Annotated in this window: 16 protein-coding genes; 8 read left to right on the top strand and 8 right to left on the bottom strand. The window is 58.9% G+C overall.

Features of this window, described 5'->3' with window-relative positions:
- Positions 1–30 precede the first annotated feature (30 nt).
- The gene (locus POR16_RS05110; protein ID WP_005890769.1) at positions 31–930 is read right to left on the bottom strand and encodes a LysR family transcriptional regulator ArgP; all 900 of its coding nucleotides are present in this window, start codon (positions 928–930) and stop codon (positions 31–33) included.
- Positions 931–1,025: 95 nt separating this feature from the next.
- On the opposite strand from POR16_RS05110, the gene POR16_RS05105 reads away from it, so the two are divergent.
- From POR16_RS05105 to POR16_RS05090, 4 genes are all read left to right on the top strand, one after another.
- Positions 1,026–1,628, top strand: coding sequence for a LysE/ArgO family amino acid transporter (locus POR16_RS05105; protein WP_005890771.1), 603 nt, complete (start codon positions 1,026–1,028; stop codon positions 1,626–1,628).
- Positions 1,629–1,818: 190 nt separating this feature from the next.
- The gene (locus POR16_RS05100; protein ID WP_005890774.1) at positions 1,819–2,400 is read left to right on the top strand and encodes a superoxide dismutase; all 582 of its coding nucleotides are present in this window, start codon (positions 1,819–1,821) and stop codon (positions 2,398–2,400) included.
- Between the two features lie 385 nt (positions 2,401–2,785).
- On the top strand, positions 2,786–4,837 hold the full coding sequence (locus tag POR16_RS05095; protein WP_005890776.1) for a putative bifunctional diguanylate cyclase/phosphodiesterase: 2,052 nt from the start codon (positions 2,786–2,788) through the stop codon (positions 4,835–4,837).
- A gap of 183 nt (positions 4,838–5,020) precedes the next feature.
- Entirely contained in the window at positions 5,021–6,376 is a 1,356-nt protein-coding gene (locus tag POR16_RS05090) for an imelysin family protein (protein WP_024670859.1), read from the top strand.
- A gap of 82 nt (positions 6,377–6,458) precedes the next feature.
- Here the strand turns inward: POR16_RS05090 and POR16_RS05085 are convergent, their stop codons facing one another.
- Positions 6,459–7,088: a pyridoxamine 5'-phosphate oxidase family protein gene (locus POR16_RS05085; RefSeq protein ID WP_005890781.1), complete on the bottom strand. Its 630-nt coding sequence runs from the start codon at positions 7,086–7,088 to the stop codon at positions 6,459–6,461.
- A 154-nt stretch (positions 7,089–7,242) separates the two neighbouring features.
- Between POR16_RS05085 and POR16_RS05080 the strand changes: the two genes are divergently transcribed.
- From POR16_RS05080 to POR16_RS05070, 3 genes are all read left to right on the top strand, one after another.
- Positions 7,243–8,670, top strand: coding sequence for a di-heme oxidoreductase family protein (locus tag POR16_RS05080; protein WP_005890785.1), 1,428 nt, complete (start codon positions 7,243–7,245; stop codon positions 8,668–8,670).
- 61 nt (positions 8,671–8,731) lie between these two features.
- The gene (locus POR16_RS05075; RefSeq protein WP_005890788.1) at positions 8,732–9,796 is read left to right on the top strand and encodes an imelysin family protein; all 1,065 of its coding nucleotides are present in this window, start codon (positions 8,732–8,734) and stop codon (positions 9,794–9,796) included.
- Positions 9,797–9,818: 22 nt separating this feature from the next.
- Entirely contained in the window at positions 9,819–10,916 is a 1,098-nt protein-coding gene (locus POR16_RS05070; RefSeq protein WP_005890792.1) for a DUF1513 domain-containing protein, read from the top strand.
- A 49-nt stretch (positions 10,917–10,965) separates the two neighbouring features.
- On the opposite strand, the gene POR16_RS05065 is transcribed toward POR16_RS05070, so the two are convergent.
- The 5 genes from POR16_RS05065 to colR form a co-directional block, all read right to left on the bottom strand.
- Entirely contained in the window at positions 10,966–11,193 is a 228-nt protein-coding gene (locus POR16_RS05065; protein ID WP_005890795.1) for a hypothetical protein, read from the bottom strand.
- Positions 11,190–11,912, bottom strand: coding sequence for a lipopolysaccharide kinase InaA family protein (locus tag POR16_RS05060; protein ID WP_005890797.1), 723 nt, complete (start codon positions 11,910–11,912; stop codon positions 11,190–11,192). The genes POR16_RS05065 and POR16_RS05060 overlap by 4 nt, the downstream gene beginning before the upstream one ends.
- 4 nt (positions 11,913–11,916) lie before the next feature.
- Positions 11,917–12,597, bottom strand: a complete 681-nt coding sequence (locus POR16_RS05055; RefSeq protein WP_005890800.1) for a class I SAM-dependent methyltransferase — start codon at positions 12,595–12,597, stop codon at positions 11,917–11,919.
- Between the two features lie 200 nt (positions 12,598–12,797).
- Positions 12,798–14,087 (bottom strand): sensor histidine kinase, encoded by a 1,290-nt coding sequence (locus POR16_RS05050; RefSeq protein ID WP_055003849.1) that lies wholly within the window; start codon positions 14,085–14,087, stop codon positions 12,798–12,800.
- On the bottom strand, positions 14,077–14,760 hold the full coding sequence (colR, locus tag POR16_RS05045) for a two-component system response regulator ColR (RefSeq protein ID WP_005890808.1): 684 nt from the start codon (positions 14,758–14,760) through the stop codon (positions 14,077–14,079). The genes POR16_RS05050 and colR overlap by 11 nt, the downstream gene beginning before the upstream one ends.
- A gap of 177 nt (positions 14,761–14,937) precedes the next feature.
- On the opposite strand from colR, the gene POR16_RS05040 reads away from it, so the two are divergent.
- Positions 14,938–15,675, top strand: coding sequence for a phosphatase PAP2 family protein (locus tag POR16_RS05040; RefSeq protein WP_005890809.1), 738 nt, complete (start codon positions 14,938–14,940; stop codon positions 15,673–15,675).
- Positions 15,676–15,760: 85 nt separating this feature from the next.
- Here POR16_RS05040 and groL read toward each other — a convergent pair whose 3' ends face one another.
- Positions 15,761–17,404, bottom strand: coding sequence for a chaperonin GroEL (gene groL / locus POR16_RS05035; RefSeq protein ID WP_007248922.1), 1,644 nt, complete (start codon positions 17,402–17,404; stop codon positions 15,761–15,763).
- Positions 17,405–17,408 lie beyond the last annotated feature (4 nt).

Genomic DNA, 17,408 nt, shown 5'->3' with positions numbered 1-17,408 from the left:
TGCATGAATTACACATGATCGTACTGACGATCATTCTTCGCCAAGCGGCACCAGCCAGCGCGCCGAGTGTTGCGCAAGGTGTTCGGTGAGACGCGTGAGCAACTGACCGCCGTTGCGCCAATGATGCCAGTACAACGGCACATCGATGTAGCGCTCGGGAAGCAGCTCACGCAACGTGCCGTTACGCAATTGCTCGCGCACCTGCAGCTCGGGCGCCAGCCCCCACCCCATACCGGCCTCGATCATACGGATGAACCCTTCGGATGACGGGCACAGGTGGTGTTCGAAACCGTCCTGCACCCCCAGCAGTGCCAGGTAGCGATGCTGCAGCAAATCGTCCGGTCCGTACACCAGCGCTGCCGATCTGGACAGTTTTTCAGCGCTGACACCGTCCGGGAAATGCCGCTCGATGAATGCCGGGCTGGCCAGCGCGCGATAACGCATGGCACCCAGCAACAGGCTACGCGCTCCGGCCACAGGGCGTTCGCTGCCACACAGACAGGCCGCAACTTCGCCAGCCCGCATACGTTTGAGCCCGACGTCCTGATCTTCGACGACCAGATCGAGCAACAGCCGATGTTGCGCGCAGAACGCGCCCACTGCCGATGCCCACCAGGTCGCGAGACTGTCTGCATTCAAGGCGATTCGCAAGCGCTCGGGCATGCCCTCCTCATCCAGCGACGGCACCTGGCTGAGCAAGTCACGCTCCAGCAGACGTACCTGTTGCACATGATTGAGAAGACGTCGTCCGATGTCGGTCGGGGCGGGAGGCGTCGCGCGCACCAGCACCGGCTGACCAACGCGCGCTTCGAGCAGTTTGATGCGCTGTGAAACCGCCGACTGGGACAGACCAAGCACCTGAGCAGCACGCTCGAAGCCAGCCTGTTCGATAACCGCCGCAAGCGCTGCCAACAACTTGTAATCGAACATCACTTTTCCTAATGGGCGATCAGCATTATTGGTTTTCCTTATACCGCTCAACGCAACAGAATCGCCACCTTAATCAGCTCGACGGGACATTTTCCATGTGGCAAAGCTACCTCAACGGCCTGCTGATAGCGGCAGGGCTGATCATGGCCATCGGTTCGCAAAACGCATTCGTCCTGGCTCAAGGCTTGCGTCGTGAACACGCCGCTCCCGTTGCCCTGCTGTGCATTGTCTGCGACGTGATACTGGTCGCTGCCGGGGTATTCGGCCTGGCCAGTGTGCTGGCAGCTAACCCGACCTTGCTGGGCGTGGCGCGCTGGGGCGGTGTGATTTTCCTCAGTTGGTATGGCGCGCTGGCGCTGCGTCGAGCCTGCTCTCGACAGAGCCTTGAACAGGGCGCCGCGGTGGGCGTCAGATCGCTGCGCACGGTGCTGTTGAGCGCTCTGGCCGTCACACTCCTGAACCCGCATGTTTATCTGGACACCGTGTTGCTGATTGGCTCGCTCGGTGCGCAACAAAGTGTGCCCGGCGCCTACGTGGCCGGTGCCGCCAGCGCCTCGCTGATATGGTTTTCAGCCCTTGCCGCAGGCGCGGCGTGGCTCGCGCCCTGGCTGGCACGCCCCGCTACATGGCGCCTGCTGGACGCAATGATTGCAGTGATGATGTTCAGCGTGGCGTGGCAGTTGATCGGTTCGGCCTGAAGTTTTCATACCCATTCAGGTAACAGCTGGAACCTCTATCCCACACAGTTGTTGCGTGGTTAAGCCGCAGACCCGGTGCTATGATCCGGGGTCTGCGCCGCAAAAGAGTAAAACTCCCGGTGCACGCTGTAACTGGCCGCCCGTGATCGGCCGTGCGATTACCGCAATTGACCTGTAAAGGAGATAAACCATGGCTTTTGAATTGCCACCACTGCCCTACGCCAAAGACGCTCTGGTGCCGCACATTTCTGCGGAGACTCTGGAATATCACCACGACAAGCACCACAACACCTACGTCGTGAACCTGAACAACCTGGTGCCAGGCACCGAGTTCGAAGGCAAGACCCTGGAAGAGATCATCAAGACTTCTTCGGGCGGTATCTTCAACAACGCCGCTCAGGTCTGGAACCACACGTTCTACTGGAACTGCCTGGCGCCAAACGCCGGCGGCGAGCCTACCGGCGCGCTGGCTGATGCAATCAACACTGCATTCGGCTCGTTCGAGAAGTTCAAGGAAGAGTTCAGCAAGACCTCCATCGGCACCTTCGGCTCCGGCTGGGGCTGGCTGGTGAAGAAAGCTGACGGCAGCCTGGCACTGGCCAGCACTATCGGTGCAGGCAACCCGATCACCAGCGGCGACAAGCCGTTGCTGACCTGCGATGTCTGGGAACACGCTTACTACATCGACTACCGCAACCTGCGTCCAAAGTATGTAGAAGCGTTCTGGAACCTCGTAAACTGGGACTTCGTGGCCCAGCAATACGCCGCCTGATTCCAGCGTCACAAAAAACCCGGCCCGGTGCCGGGTTTTTTTATGTTCCGCATTCGGAGATTAATACCGCCGGAACGATGAACTTGCATTGAGCGTCAGAGATAGACTTGTCGGTCACACAAATGACGAATGTTTTTTTCGCCTGCCGCACGGACTTTGTGTATTGTCGGAAAAATCCGGACTGATTTGTACCACGACGTAATTCTTGCAGTGTTCTGCTCAAGTTACGCTTACTGCCTCCCGATACACTGGGTTGGCTTTGGCCGGTGGGTGCAGGGAACGCGAAGATCGACCAGATGCACCTTTAAGTTGTCATTGCGGGTGCACCTGGTTTTTCGAGGGCCGTGAAGTTATTCGCCCTCCGACACGAACTAAGGAACGGCCATTGAAGCTGGAACTCAAGAACAGCCTGTCGGTGAAGCTGCTGCGCGTCGTGCTGCTTTCAGCACTTCTGGTGGGCGTCGTGTTGAGCTGTGCGCAAATCGTTTTCGATGCGTACAAGACTCGACAGACTGTCGCCAACGATGCCGAACGCATTCTCGGCATGTTCCGCGATCCTTCGACTCAGGCCGTCTACAGCCTCGATCGCGAGATGGGCATGCAGGTCATAGAGGGCCTGTTTCAGGATGACTCGGTGCGCATGGCGTCTATCGGCCATCCCAACGAAACCCTTCTCGCAGAAAAAGACCGTCCCCTGAAAGCCTCTTCAACCCGCTGGCTGACCGACCTGATCCTCGGTCAGGAACGCAGCTTCACCACACAACTGGTGGGCCGCAGCCCTTACAGCGAGTATTACGGCGACCTGCGTATCACCCTGGACACCGCCAACTATGGCGAAGGTTTTCTGTTCAATGCCGGGGTTATCTTCATCGCTGGCGTGCTGCGCGCCCTGGCGATGGGCTTGGTTCTGTACTTGGTCTATCACTGGTTGCTGACCAAGCCGCTGTCGAAAATCATCGAGCACCTGATCGCCATCAATCCGGACCGGCCCAGCGAGCATCAATTGCCGCTGCTCAAGGGCCACGAAAAAAACGAATTGGGGATATGGGTCAACACCGCCAATCAGTTGCTGGCCTCCATCGAGCGCCATACCTACCTGCGTCACGAGGCGGAAAACAACCTGCAGCGCATGGCGCAATACGACTTCCTGACCGGCCTGCCCAATCGGCTTCAGTTGCAGACCGGGCTGGACAGGATTCTGGAGGACGCCGGGCGTCAGCAACATCGGGTCGCGATTCTCTGCGTGGGCCTGGACGACTTCAAAGGCATCAACGAACAGTTCAGCTATCAGTCGGGTGACCAGTTATTGCTGGCCCTGGCAGACCGGCTGCGCGCTCACAGCGGACGCCTCGGCGCACTGGCGCGACTGGGGGGCGATCAGTTTGCGCTGGTTCAGGCCAACATCGAGCAACCCTATGAAGCGGCAGAGCTGGCGCAGAACATTCTGGACGAGCTGGAAGCACCTTTTGTGGTGGGTGATCAGCAGATCCAGCTGCGAGCGACCATCGGCATTACCCTCTTCCCCGAAGACGGCGACAGCACCGAGAAGTTGCTGCAGAAAGCCGAACAGACCATGACCCTGGCCAAGGCCCGTTCGCGCAATCGGTATCAGTTCTACATTGCCAGCGTGGACAGTGAAATGCGCCGTCGACGTGAACTCGAAAAAGACCTGCGCGAAGCCCTGCCACGCAATCAGCTTTATCTGGTCTATCAGCCGCAGATCAGCTACGTCGATCACCGCGTGGTCGGCGTGGAGGCGCTGATCCGCTGGCAACACCCCGAGCACGGTCTGGTGCCGCCAGACGTATTCATTCCTCTGGCCGAACAAAACGGCACTATCATCGTTCTTGGTGAATGGGTGCTCGATCAAGCGTGTCGCCAGTTGCGCGAGTGGCTCGATCAAGGCTTTACCGATCTGCGCATGGCGGTCAACCTGTCGACTGTGCAACTGCACCATGCCGAGCTGCCACGCGTGGTCAACAACCTCTTGCAGATCTATCGTCTGCCGCCTCGCAGCCTGGAACTGGAAGTCACTGAAACCGGCCTGATGGAAGACATCACCACGGCCGCCCAGCACCTCCTCAGCCTGCGGCGCTCTGGCGCGCTGATTGCCATCGATGATTTCGGCACCGGTTACTCATCACTGAGTTACCTGAAAAGCCTGCCACTGGACAAGATCAAGATCGACAAGAGCTTCGTTCAGGACCTCATTGACGACGACGATGACGCGACCATTGTGCGTGCAATCATCCAGTTGGGTAAAAGCCTGGGCATGCAAGTCATTGCCGAAGGCGTGGAGACTGTCGAGCAGGAGGCCTACGTGGTGACCGAAGGCTGCCATGAAGGCCAAGGCTACCTGTACAGCAAGCCGCTGCCCGCTCGGGAATTGCTGGCCTACCTGAAGCAGGGTCGACAGGGCAGCGCTGCGTTGCACTGAGTGAACGTGACTTGGCTTCAAGCAGACTGCCGCCGCTTCTGACACTGGCTGTTACAACCGTTTGATGGCCTGAACACGGCCACAAAGGCGTTTTGCCTTTACATCGAATGCAAATCCTTCGCATTATGTCGCAGATTTTATGGGCGTACCCCGCCATCACCTTTTTCGACTCAGGATTCCGTCATGATTCGTATGCCTCTGGCAACCGCTAGTCTGTTGGCCATCGCTATCTCTCTCGCCGGTTGTGGCGAAGGCAAGGACAAGGCTGCCGCTCCGGCTCCGGCAGCACCCGCTGCTCCGGCTGCCGCTCCTGCTGCACCCGTTGCCGCGCCCGCGCCTGCCGCCCAGACCGACGACGCGGCAGCCAAAGCCGTGGTCGCGAATTATGCCAACATGGTGTCTGCGGTATTCGACGACGCCGAGGCCGGTGCCAAAAAACTGAGCACGGCTGTCGACGCGTTTCTGGCCAAGCCCAACAACGAAACCCTGAAAGCTGCACGGGATGCGTGGGTCGCAGCACGCGTGCCGTACATGCAGAGTGAAGTATTCCGCTTCGGCAACACCATCATCGACGACTGGGAAGGACAGGTTAACGCCTGGCCCCTCGACGAAGGCCTGATCGACTACGTAGCCAAGGATTACCAGCACGCGCTGGGCAACCCGGGCGCTACTGCCAACATCATCGCCAATACCGAAATTCAGGTGGGCGAAGACAAGGTCGACGTGAAGGAAATCACGCCCGAGAAACTGGCCAGCCTGAACGAGTTGGGCGGTTCCGAAGCCAACGTTGCAACGGGCTACCACGCCATCGAATTCCTGCTTTGGGGCCAAGACCTGAATGGCACCGGCCCGGGTGCAGGCAACCGTCCAGCCAGCGATTACATTGAAGGTGCAGGCGCAACCGGCGGTCACAACGAGCGTCGTCGTGCCTACCTCAAAGCGGTCACCGACCTGCTGGTCAGCGACCTCGAAGAGATGTCCGGCAACTGGCGAGCGGGCGTCGCCGACAACTACCGCGCGTCACTGGAAGCCGAGCCAGGCGAAAGCGGCTTGCGCAAAATGCTCTTCGGCATGGGCAGCCTTTCGCTGGGAGAACTGGCTGGCGAGCGCATGAAAGTCGCACTGGAAGCCAACTCCAGTGAAGACGAACACGACTGCTTCAGCGACAACACGCACAACTCGCACTTCTACAACGGCAAGGGTATTCGCAACGTTTATCTGGGCGAATACACCCGTACCGATGGCAGCAAGGTCAGCGGCCCAAGCCTTTCGTCGCTGGTCGCCAAGGTAGACCCGGCGACCGACGCAACGCTGCGCGCCGACCTGGACGACACACAGGCCAAGCTGCAGGCTATCGTCGACCACGCCAACAAGGGCGAACACTTCGACCAGTTGATCGCCGCAGGCAATACCGCTGGCAATCAGGTTGTTCGTGACGCCATCGCTGCGTTGGTCAAACAGACCGGCGCCATCGAGCAAGCGGCTGGCAAACTGGGCATCACCGACCTGAGCCCGGACAACGCTGACCACGAGTTCTGACAGAACCCGCTTGCTGTAAAAGAATGCCGGTCAGTTCGCTGACCGGCATTCTTTTTGGGTACAGGAACCGCACCGTTCTACGTCAATACAGGGTATCGGCGATGCGGCCCGGCAAGGCTTTGTCATAGGCTTCGCCATCGATTTGCGACGCCGATACCTCTTTCAGTATCTGCCCTGCGGTGGGCAACGAACTGCGCTCCACCTGCCGGGCGACGTCCCACAAGCCAGCCCTGATAACTGCCCGGCTGCACTGGAAATACACGCTGGTTACGGTGATACGCAAAACTGATCTGGGCAACTGGCCTTTCATCTCAAAACGCGCCAGCAAATCGGGCTGTATCGATATCTGCGCCGTGCCATTAATGCGCAAGGTTTCACCCACGCCCGGGATGAGAAACAAGAGGGCTACGCGGGGGTTGTCAACGATGTTGCGAAGCGTGTCGATGCGGTTATTGCCGCGCCGGTCAGGCAGGTAAAGCGTCTTGCTGTCCTCGATATGGACGAAGCCGGCCTGATCGCCGCGCGGTGAAGCATCAAGCCCGCCAGGGCCGGAGGACGCAAGCACAACGAAGGGGGCAGACTCGATGAAGGGCCTGTAGACCGGATGAATATGATCGACCTCCTTGACCAGCGACGGCGCGGCGATTGGGCCGTACAACGCTTCCAGCGCCTCGGTGGTTGTCACGTAATCAGAGCTGTGCGTGTTTTTCATCTGTCTGGGTTCTCTGCGGGCATTTGTCGGTCAGGGGCTGTCGGCGTGATGCGTCTAAGCCTCTCATACGTAGCAAACGATAATCCCTCTTATTCAAACCGCACCAGACTGATAAGCTTGCACGCCCCGATTGGCACCTCGTTGCAGGATGAGTATGAGTACGCGGTTTCGTCTTTCCCTTGCTTTGCTCACGGCCTTGGCCCTGAGCGCGTGCGATGACGCCCCGCGCTTTACTCACGCCGAGCCGGGCGAAGCGTTGTCCGGTGGCAGCGCAACGGTCGGGAAGCGCGATCAAAACGCTTTCTCCATGCCCTCAGCCAACCTGTCCCCCGTGCGACGGCTGGATTTCAGCGTCGGTAACAGCTTTTTCCGCAGCCCGTGGGTCATCGCCCCGTCCACAACGACGGCGCGCGACGGCCTGGGTCCGCTGTTCAACACCAACGCCTGTCAGAACTGCCATATCAAGGACGGTCGCGGGCACCCGCCGGAAGATGGCGACAGCAACGCGGTGTCGATGCTGGTCAGATTATCGATTCCGGACGACCCGGCTTACGCCGATCTGATCCAGCGCAACGGTGTATTGCCCGAGCCGACCTACGGCGGACAGCTCCAGGACATGTCCAACCCCGGCGTGGCGCCAGAAGGCAAGGTACGTGTCGAATACGACGCGCTCACGGTCATGTTTCGCGACGGCACCTCGGTCGAGCTGCGCCAGCCGACCCTGCAAATCACGCAATTGGGCTATGGCCCGATGCACCCAGACACACACATCTCTGCGCGTATTGCACCGCCCATGATCGGTCTGGGACTGCTTGAGGCGATTGCCGATGACGCACTGCTCGCCAACGCCGACCCCGATGATAAAAATGCCGACGGGATTTCCGGACGCCCCAACTGGGTCTGGGATGATGCCCAGCAGAAAGTCGTCATGGGGAAGTTTGGCTGGAAAGCGGGACAGCCCACTCTGAACCAGCAGAACGCGCATGCCTTTTCCGGCGACATGGGTCTTACCACTCGTCTGCGCCCGTTCGACGATTGCACGCCGAAGCAGACCGATTGCCTGGCAGCACCCAGCGGCAAGGGCCCCGAGGGCGAGCCGGAAGTCAGCGACAACATTCTGCGCCTGGTGGAGTTCTATACCCGAAACCTCGGCGTTCCGGCACGCCGCAAAGTGGATGACCCTCAGGTGCTGGCCGGCAAGAACCTGTTTTACGAGGCTGGCTGCCAACAGTGCCATACACAGTCATTCAAGACCCGAAGCGACGCAGCCGAGCCGGAACTGGCCAATCAGGTGATTCATCCGTACAGCGATCTGCTGCTGCATGATATGGGCGAAGGGCTGGCGGACAACCGCACCGAGTTCCAGGCCACCGGAAGCGAATGGCGGACGCCGCCGCTCTGGGGCCTGGGTCTGACCGCAACAGTGAGCGGGCACACACAGTTGCTGCATGATGGTCGCGCGCGCAATGCACTTGAGGCGATACTGTGGCATGGCGGCGAAGCCCAAGCGTCACAACGAAAGGTGCTGGCGTATGACGCCGAACAGCGTACAGCGCTGTTGGCGTTTCTGAATTCGTTATGATTGCTCCCACTGCAGAACCTTCTCGTTCAACATCTTCTTTTCGAAAATAAGGAGCCGGACAATGTTCCGACCCAAGTTGTTGCTGACCAGCCTCGCGGCGCTTGCGTTGGGTGCCTGCTCGCCTTCCGACCCTCAGGCCGTCACGTCTGCGGCTATCGCCAAGCAAGTGATCCTGCCGACTTACAGCCGCTGGGTCGAGGCTGACCGCCAGCTGGCCGCCAGCGCACTGGCGTTCTGTCAGGGCAAGACCGATCTGGCCACTGCGCGCGCCGACTTCCTCAAGGCGCAAAAGACCTGGGCCGAGCTGCAACCGCTGTTGATCGGCCCGTTGGCCGAAGGCAATCGCGCCTGGCAAGTGCAGTTCTGGCCGGATAAAAAGAACCTGGTCGGCCGTCAGGTCGAACAACTGGTGAGCGCACAACCACAGGTCACCGTCGAAGAGCTGTCCAAAGCCAGCGTTGTGGTTCAAGGGCTCTCCGCTTACGAATACATTCTGTTCGATGCAGAAATCGACATGGCCAATGCCGAACAGAAAGCTCGCTATTGCCCGCTGCTGATGGCCATCGGTGAGCGTCAGAAGCAACTTGCCGAACAAATCCTCAACAGCTGGAACAGCACCGACGGCATGCTCGCGCAGCTGAGCAAATTCCCCAACCAGCGCTACGCCGACTCTCACGAGGCCATTGCCGAGTTGTTACGGGTGCAGGTCACGGCGCTGGACAGCCTGAAGAAAAAACTGGGCACGCCGCTCGGCCGCCAGAGCAAAGGTCAGCCGCAGCCCTTCCAGGCTGACTCATGGCGCAGCAAATCGTCACTCGGCAGCCTCGAGGCCAGCCTGATCAGCGCCGAAACAGTCTGGACCGGCGTCGACAATAAAGGGCTGCGCGGTTTGCTGCCTGCCGAACAGAAACCGCTGGCAGACAAAATCGACGCGGCCTACGCCAATAGCCGCAAACTGCTCTCGGAACTCAAGCCGCCGCTGGCCGATCTGCTGGCCACCGACGCCGGACGCCAGCAACTCAATGCCTTCTATGACAGCCTGAATGCAGTGCATCGCCTGCATGAAGGTGAACTGGCCAAGGCGTTGGGCATCCAGTTGGGCTTCAACGCCAACGATGGCGATTGATCATGATCAAGAGGTGCGAATGATGCTGCGACGTCAGGCCAAGGCCCTCGGCAGCCTGCTGCTCAGCGCCTGCACCCTGGGTGGCTGGACGCTGTCCGGGGAGAAAACCACAGGCCCGCTGCTGCTTTCCGCACGCGACGACGGCGAAGGCCGGCACTACGCAGTCGGTTTCCGGCTTGACGGGACCCAGGTGTTTGCCACTGAAGTGGGCCAACGCTGTCACGACATCATTGACCATCCAAGCCTGCCGCTCGCTGTTTTCATTGCGCGCAGGCCGGGCACCGAAAGCTACCTGATCGACGTGCGCGACGGCAGCCTGCTGCAAACCATCGTCTCCCGGCCGGACCGGCATTTTTATGGTCACGCGGTGATACATCGAGACGGCGAATGGTTGTATGCAACTGAAAACGACACCCGTGACCCCGGTCGCGGGTTGCTGGGCGTGTATCGATTCGTCAATGACCGGCTGGTGCATTCAGCTGAAATATCCACCCACGGCATCGGGCCTCATCAGGTTTCCTGGATGCCCGACGGCGAAACACTGGTCGTCGCCAATGGCGGGATTCGTACCGAGGCAGAAAGCCGGGTCGAGATGAATCTGAACGCCATGCAGCCCAGCCTGGTGCTCATGCAGCGCGACGGCACTCTATTGAGCAAGGAAACGCTTTCTCAGCAAATGAACAGCGTGCGCCACATGAGCATTGCCGACGATGGCACCATCCTGGCGAGCCAACAGTTCATGGGCGAAAGTCACGAATTGGCAGAGCTGTTGGCGATCAAGCGTCCGGGCCAGCCGTTTCAGGCGTTTCCGGTGGCAGAAGAGCAATTGCGCGCTATGGCTCATTACACCGCCAGCGTTGCCGTGCACAGCGAACTGCGGCTGGTCGCCCTTACGGCACCACGAGGCAACCGGTTCTTCATCTGGGATATGGACAGTGGCGCACTGAAGCTGGACGCGCCGCTACCGGACTGCGCAGGCGTGGGAGCGGTAAAGGATGGTTTCGTCGTGACCTCTGGTCAGGGGCGTTGCCGCTTCTACGATTGCCGTAAACAGCAACTGCTGGCCACGCCGCTGGACCTGCCAGCGGGGCTGTGGGACAACCATCTTCATTTGGCCTGAGGCTTTACCTGGCTGCGGCTCTAACGGGCTGCGAGCCCGTCTGCACCGCTCAGTTTCTGCTGACCGAACCCTGCGCCAGACTGTACATGAACAGCAGCAGGTCCTTGTCGGGCTGTACGTTCGCCAGATTCCTCGCCACACGCGGCAGAGGGCAAAAACCCTCGCCATGCTGTGCGCTTAGAATGCGGGTAGACGGTTGCTCGAGCGCCGCTACCGCGACAGTCGCTACCGCCAACGCACCAAACAGAAACAAACCTCGTGCCATTTCTAGTTTCATGACTCTAAACCTTTGATGGAGCTGCCAAATGCTGACTGGTAAAAATAGACCAACTTTTGCCAGTCTGCAGCGCTGAATGACGAATGGCGTCTCAGCTGCTTCATGTCGTGCTGGGCAGCGCCATGAGCCGTCAGACGGCGACGTCCTTTTTCCAGATCAAGCAAGGCCACTTCCACCTCCGCGTCAGGGCCATCCCCTGTGACACGTACAAAGATGTGCTTGACGTACAGGCAGCTGTGCTGCCAACGGCCCAGGTGCATGCGCGCCAGGGTATTGGCCACTTCCTTGAGCATCCGCTCATAAAACAGCTCACCGTGCCGCTCGCGGCCTCCAGCAGCGAGCCACTTCTCAATCTCGCCAAAACCCTCTAGCGCAACGGTCACCAGCAATGCCCGCCAGGCGTTGTCTGCGTCGCGCGTTGCACCGCAAAACACCACTTCCGGTACGACTACACCCAGCTTGCGCAGACCTTCGAGGGCTTCACGCTCACGCAGAACCGTCGGGCGGCCCAGCGGGTGCAGCAGGCTGCGATAGATATGCCCTGTCTGACGTTTGGCATAAAGGGTCTGCCCGTCGTCCGTGAGAAGCCGTTGTACGCCACTCTCTCCGCCCCTGCGCACGTTAGGCTCTTCAACCCATTCGCCACGCTGACTCCAGAAATGACTGAACTCATCCTGCATCGAGTTCACAACTGGCTTTTTCAAGGACTGCAAACCCATCTTTTTACCTTTTACGTAAGACATAGACACGCCACATGGCGTACATCGGCAGGAAGTCCATTCTCTTCTGAATGCGAAACCCTGCCTGTTCAAATTCGGTTTCTGCGGTATCTACCGGTAACACGAAACGATTCTGGTAACTTTCCTGCCCATTTTTCTGCCGACGCTGTTTCTCCAGTCGCTCGCGTTTCCAGGCTTTGAAGTTGCCATCCACCCACAGTGAAATAATCACACTGTCACGGGTAACACGTTGAAACTCCCGCAATAAGGCCATGCGGTCGCTTGACTGCCCGACATGGTGCAACAGACGCATACAGAAGATGCTGTCTACTGCGTTATCAGGCAACTTGATATCAAACGCAGATGTCTGCAAGGGTTGTACCCTTTTTACAACATCGGCCGGTTGAGAAGCACAGGCGACGCCCAGCATGTCCGCCGAGTTATCGGCACCGATGATCGAACGATTGGGCTTCTCCGCCAGCAGCGGCCAGAAGCGCCCGGCACCACACGGCAGGTCCAGCACCAGGCCCGGATCACCGGCCAGACGCAAAGCCTTTCTGGCCAACTGTTCGTCACGGTGATGTGACAGCTTGCGCCATAGCCCGTCCTGATGTTTTTCAAGGTACTGACGGGCATGCGATTTGTCGTACTTGCGGGAAAACTCGAGTTCTATGCGTTCGCTCACGTTGAGCATCTCCTGACAGGTGTGTCGGCAAAACTAAAGAACCAGCCGTCACTGTCAGGTCATCTCAATGTGAAAAAAATGTTACCTGGGGAAGTCAGTTGTTGCGAGATTTTACAGAGAGTTAGGCATGCTGTGTGACCAATCGACGAAACGCAGTCGATTTACGGTCACACGCAGCCACTTTCTATTCAAAGTGTCAGTCAGACATTGATCACGTTCAGCGTTACCTTGAAACGGCAACCGTGTGGCTCCATCGGCGTAAGATCGACGCTCCAGCCCTGATTGGTACATATACGCTGGACCAGCGACAGCCCCAGGCCCAGACCTTCGCCGCGCTGCTCATTACCCCGAACAAAAGGCTCGAACATGGCCTCGCGCTTTTCTTCGGGAATGCCGACGCCGCTGTCCTCGACGGTGAAGCTCTCGGCCTGCAGGGTCAGTGCGATGAAACCATGATCGGTGTAGTGCAACGCGTTGCGCAGCAAATTGCCCATCACCGCATGCAAAAATGTGGCGTTGTAACGGATATCGGACAGTTGGTCGTCCGACGGCGGCGTGTAGGTCAGCTGCAGGCCTTTGCTTTCTATCGGCTCACGCCATTGCGAAATCAACTGCTCGGCCACACCCACCAGCGTGGCCTTGGGCGTCATGGCCGGATCTTCACGCTGGGTGCGCGCAAGCATGAGGAACGTCTGCACCAGATCGCGCATTTCTTCACAGGCGCGACCGATTCGCTCTACCTGGCGACGTCCACGCAGATCAAGCGCCGGGTTTTCCAGCAACAACTCGCAGGAACTGGCCAACACCATCAACGGGGTGCGCAGCTCATGACTCACGTCGCTGGTGAACATACGCTCACGGATCAGCGCCTGCCTCAGACGCCCCAACGTCGCATCGAACGCGACGGCCAGCTCGCCCACTTCATCGGCGGCATAATCAGGCGCCAGCGGCGGCGCAAGGCCCAACAACTGGTCACGGTGGCGAACCTGCCTGGCCAGACGCACTACTGGCGCCATTACGCGACGGGCCAGCACCCAGCCGAGAAACACTGCCAGCGCCAGCGCCAGCACAAAACCGACGAGCACCACGGCAAACAGCACTCGTTCACGCTCCTCGAAATCGCTCTGATCCTGAAGCAAGGCGTAATGGCGGCCATCCACAACCTCGATCATCGCGTGGTAGGACAGCGGGCCGCGAAACACCTCATGAAAGCCCGGCTCCAGGTGCCGCAGATCCTTGGGCAGATCAAAATCGCCCGGCCCATTGCTGAAGTAGAACAACTGGTCGGGCTTGGGCCGGTGACTCCAGTCACTGACGCTGTCCATCAGCATCAGACGATTGAGATCCCCACCCAGGCCGGCGGAGATGAGCTTCTCTTCAACCAGATGGACGGTGGAAATGATACCGATGGCAAACGACCCGGCGACCAGTGCGCTCATCAGCGCAAAGGCAATGATGATTCGTTGGGCAAGACTCTGCTTAAACTCCATCCCGGCCCTCGGCCAACCGATATCCCACACCATGCACCGTTTGCAGCAGCGGTTTGGCGAACGGTTTGTCGATCACCTGACGCAACTGATGCACATGGCTGCGCAGACTGTCGCTGTCCGGACAGTCATCGCCCCACAGCGCTTCTTCGAGTATTTCCCGGCGCAGTACGTGCGGGCTCTTCTGCATCAGCACGGCAAGCAGCTTGAGCCCGACCGGGTTGAGCTTGAGCATTCGGCCCTCGCGCGTTACCTCAAGGGTGTCGAGGTCGTACACCAGATCCGCCACCTGTAATGTACGTCGACCGCCGCCCTGTGCGCGGCGCAGTACGGCTTCGATCCGCGCAGCCAGTTCGGACAAGGCGAAAGGCTTGAGCAGATAGTCGTCGGCGCCTGAGCGGAAGCCCTGCAGCCGGTCATCCAGCTGATCTCGCGCAGTCAGCATGATGACCGGCGTATCACGGCGGGCATCTTCACGCAGGCGCTTGCACAGCGTGTAGCCATCAATGCCCGGCAGCATGATGTCGAGAACAATAAGGTCGTAATGCTCGGTGGCTGCCAGATGCAGTCCTGAGAGGCCATCCTGGGCGCAATCGACGGTGTAGCCTTTCATGCCCAGGTAATCGGCCATGTTCGCCAGGATATCGCGGTTGTCTTCAACCAGAAGAATTCGCATAAAGCACTCTCATATGCAGTTTGGGCTGGCGCAGCTTAAGACGAAGTGGGCGTCAGGGCCAGCGCCGAAATGGCATGACGATTTTTTCACCCGAAATCAACAACGCTCATGACACACTTTCAGACAAACCGTCGCCCATACTGACAGCGGCATTTGCCCTCATGATCTGGATTCGATATGTCGAAAACCGTCGCCCCACCCTACTCCCGCCCAATCAATAAATGGATCTACCTCGGCATACCTGCCGCTGTTGCCTTGATACTCGTGCTGCTTGAACTGACCTCACTGGACATGGATATCGCCAAGATGGCCTTCGATCCGGTCAGTGGAGAGTTCATCGGCAGGCACAGCTACTTTCTGGAAGACGTGCTCCACGACCGCGCCAAACAGATGGTCATGGTATTCGGGGTGCTGGCCATGATCGGCTTTGCCGCATCCTTCAAGGTCGAGCGTTTGATACCGTGGCGCAGAGAGCTGGGTTGTCTGGTGCTGTCGATGGCCTTGTCGACTGCCTTTGTGACGCCGGTAAAAGTAGTGACTTCGGTGCAATGCCCCTGGAGCCTCAAAGAATTCGGCGGCCAGGAAACCTACAGCGAACTGCTGAGCCCGCGCCCAGCCACTGACAAGCCAGGGCGCTGCTGGCCCGGCGGACATGCCGCTACCGGTTTCACACTGTTTGCGTTGTTCTTCATGCTGCGTGATCGTCGCCCGAAGCTGGCAAAAGTGGGGCTGGCGCTGGCATTCGGCCTGGGAACGATCTTCTCCATCGGTCGCATGCTGCAAGGGGCACACTTCTTCTCTCATAACATCTGGACTGCAGTGTTTTGCTGGCTGATCTGTCTCGGGGTTTATTACTGCGTGTTGTATCGACCTGCGCCGAAGCACGCTGCCAGCGATGCCCAGCCGACACGCTAGCCCATTATCCCCCTAACGCCGGCCATAAAAAAACCCCGCACCAGGCGGGGTTCTTTATGGGTGTAGCTTAAGGGGTAAAGCTGGCTTACATCATGCCGCCCATACCACCCATGCCGCCCATGTCCGGCATGCCGCCGCCTGCTGGCTTGTCTTCAGGCACGTCAGCGATCATCGCTTCGGTGGTGATCATCAAGCTGGCGATGGAGGACGCCGCCTGCAGAGCAGAGCGAGTCACTTTGGCCGGGTCCAGGATACCCATTTCGATCATGTCGCCGTATTCGCCGGAAGCAGCGTTGTAACCGAAGTTACCCGAACCCTGCTTGACTTTGTCGACAACAACGCTTGGCTCGTCACCGGAGTTGGCAACGATCTGGCGCAGAGGAGCTTCGACTGCACGACGCAGCAGAGCGATACCGACGTCCTGATCGGCGTTGTCGCCTTTCAGACCTTCGATAGCCTGCAGGGAGCGAACCAGTGCCACGCCACCGCCAGGTACCACGCCTTCTTCAACGGCTGCACGGGTAGCATGCAGGGCGTCTTCAACGCGGGCTTTCTTCTCTTTCATTTCAACTTCGGAACCGGCACCGACCTTGATCACTGCAACGCCGCCAGACAGCTTGGCCAGACGCTCTTGCAGTTTCTCTTTGTCGTAGTCCGAGCTGGTGTCGCCGATTTGCTGGCGGATCTGGGAGATGCGCGAGTCAATGTCGGTCTTGACGCCAGCACCATCGATGATGGTGGTGTTTTCTTTGTTCAGAATGACGCGCTTGGCATTACCCAGGTGTTCCAGGGTAGTGGTTTCCAGGCTCAGACCGATCTCTTCGGAGATAACGGTACCGCCAGTCAGAACAGCGATGTCCTGCAGCATTGCCTTGCGACGATCGCCGAAACCTGGAGCCTTGACGGCTGCAACTTTCACGATACCGCGCATGTTGTTGACAACCAGAGTTGCCAGCGCTTCGCCTTCAACGTCTTCGGCAACGATCAGCAGAGGACGACCTGCCTTGGCGACTGCTTCCAGAACCGGCAGCATTTCGCGAATGTTGGAGATCTTCTTGTCGACCAGCAGCAGCAGCGGGCTGTCGAGCTCGGCCACCATGGTGTCCGGCTTGTTGATGAAGTACGGAGACAGGTAGCCACGGTCGAACTGCATGCCTTCTACAACAGACAGCTCGTTGTCCAGACCCGAACCTTCTTCAACGGTGATAACACCGTCTTTGGTCACTTTTTCCATGGCTTCGGCAATGATGTCGCCGATGGAGTGATCGGAGTTGGCCGAGATGGTGCCGACCTGGGCAATTGCCTTGGTGTCGGTGCAAGGCTTGGACAGCAGCTTCAGCTGAGCAACGATGGCGATGGTCGCCTTGTCGATGCCGCGCTTGAGGTCCATCGGGTTCATGCCGGCAGCGACAGCCTTCAGGCCCTCGTTGACGATAGCCTGAGCCAGCACGGTAGCGGTGGTGGTACCGTCACCTGCGTCATCGTTGGCACGGGAGGCAACGTCTTTGACCAGCTGCGCGCCCATGTTTTCAAAACGGTCTTTCAGCTCGATTTCCTTGGCAACCGATACACCGTCTTTGGTGATCAGCGGAGCGCCAAAGCTTTTTTCGATGATGACGTTGCGGCCTTTTGGGCCCAGGGTCGCTTTTACTGCGTCAGCCAGGACGTTTACACCGGCGAGCATTTTTTTACGGCCAGCATCGCCGAACTTAACTTCTTTAGCAGCCATGATC

The sequence above is a fragment of the Pseudomonas coronafaciens pv. oryzae str. 1_6 genome (assembly GCF_000156995.2).
GTDB lineage: Bacteria > Pseudomonadota > Gammaproteobacteria > Pseudomonadales > Pseudomonadaceae > Aquipseudomonas > Aquipseudomonas tremae.
This window is presented reverse-complemented; position numbering and strand designations above follow the sequence as displayed.

Coding starts and splice junctions, on each gene's coding strand:
- POR16_RS05110 (WP_005890769.1), bottom strand. CDS start 930: ATGTTCGATTACAAGTTGTTGGCAGCGCTTGCGGCGGTTATCGAACAG.
- POR16_RS05105 (WP_005890771.1), top strand. CDS start 1,026: ATGTGGCAAAGCTACCTCAACGGCCTGCTGATAGCGGCAGGGCTGATC.
- POR16_RS05100 (WP_005890774.1), top strand. CDS start 1,819: ATGGCTTTTGAATTGCCACCACTGCCCTACGCCAAAGACGCTCTGGTG.
- POR16_RS05090 (WP_024670859.1), top strand. CDS start 5,021: ATGATTCGTATGCCTCTGGCAACCGCTAGTCTGTTGGCCATCGCTATC.
- POR16_RS05085 (WP_005890781.1), bottom strand. CDS start 7,088: ATGAAAAACACGCACAGCTCTGATTACGTGACAACCACCGAGGCGCTG.
- POR16_RS05080 (WP_005890785.1), top strand. CDS start 7,243: ATGAGTACGCGGTTTCGTCTTTCCCTTGCTTTGCTCACGGCCTTGGCC.
- POR16_RS05075 (WP_005890788.1), top strand. CDS start 8,732: ATGTTCCGACCCAAGTTGTTGCTGACCAGCCTCGCGGCGCTTGCGTTG.
- POR16_RS05070 (WP_005890792.1), top strand. CDS start 9,819: ATGCTGCGACGTCAGGCCAAGGCCCTCGGCAGCCTGCTGCTCAGCGCC.
- POR16_RS05065 (WP_005890795.1), bottom strand. CDS start 11,193: ATGAAACTAGAAATGGCACGAGGTTTGTTTCTGTTTGGTGCGTTGGCG.
- POR16_RS05060 (WP_005890797.1), bottom strand. CDS start 11,912: ATGGGTTTGCAGTCCTTGAAAAAGCCAGTTGTGAACTCGATGCAGGAT.
- POR16_RS05050 (WP_055003849.1), bottom strand. CDS start 14,087: ATGGAGTTTAAGCAGAGTCTTGCCCAACGAATCATCATTGCCTTTGCG.
- colR (WP_005890808.1), bottom strand. CDS start 14,760: ATGCGAATTCTTCTGGTTGAAGACAACCGCGATATCCTGGCGAACATG.
- POR16_RS05040 (WP_005890809.1), top strand. CDS start 14,938: ATGTCGAAAACCGTCGCCCCACCCTACTCCCGCCCAATCAATAAATGG.
- groL (WP_007248922.1), bottom strand. CDS start 17,404: ATGGCTGCTAAAGAAGTTAAGTTCGGCGATGCTGGCCGTAAAAAAATG.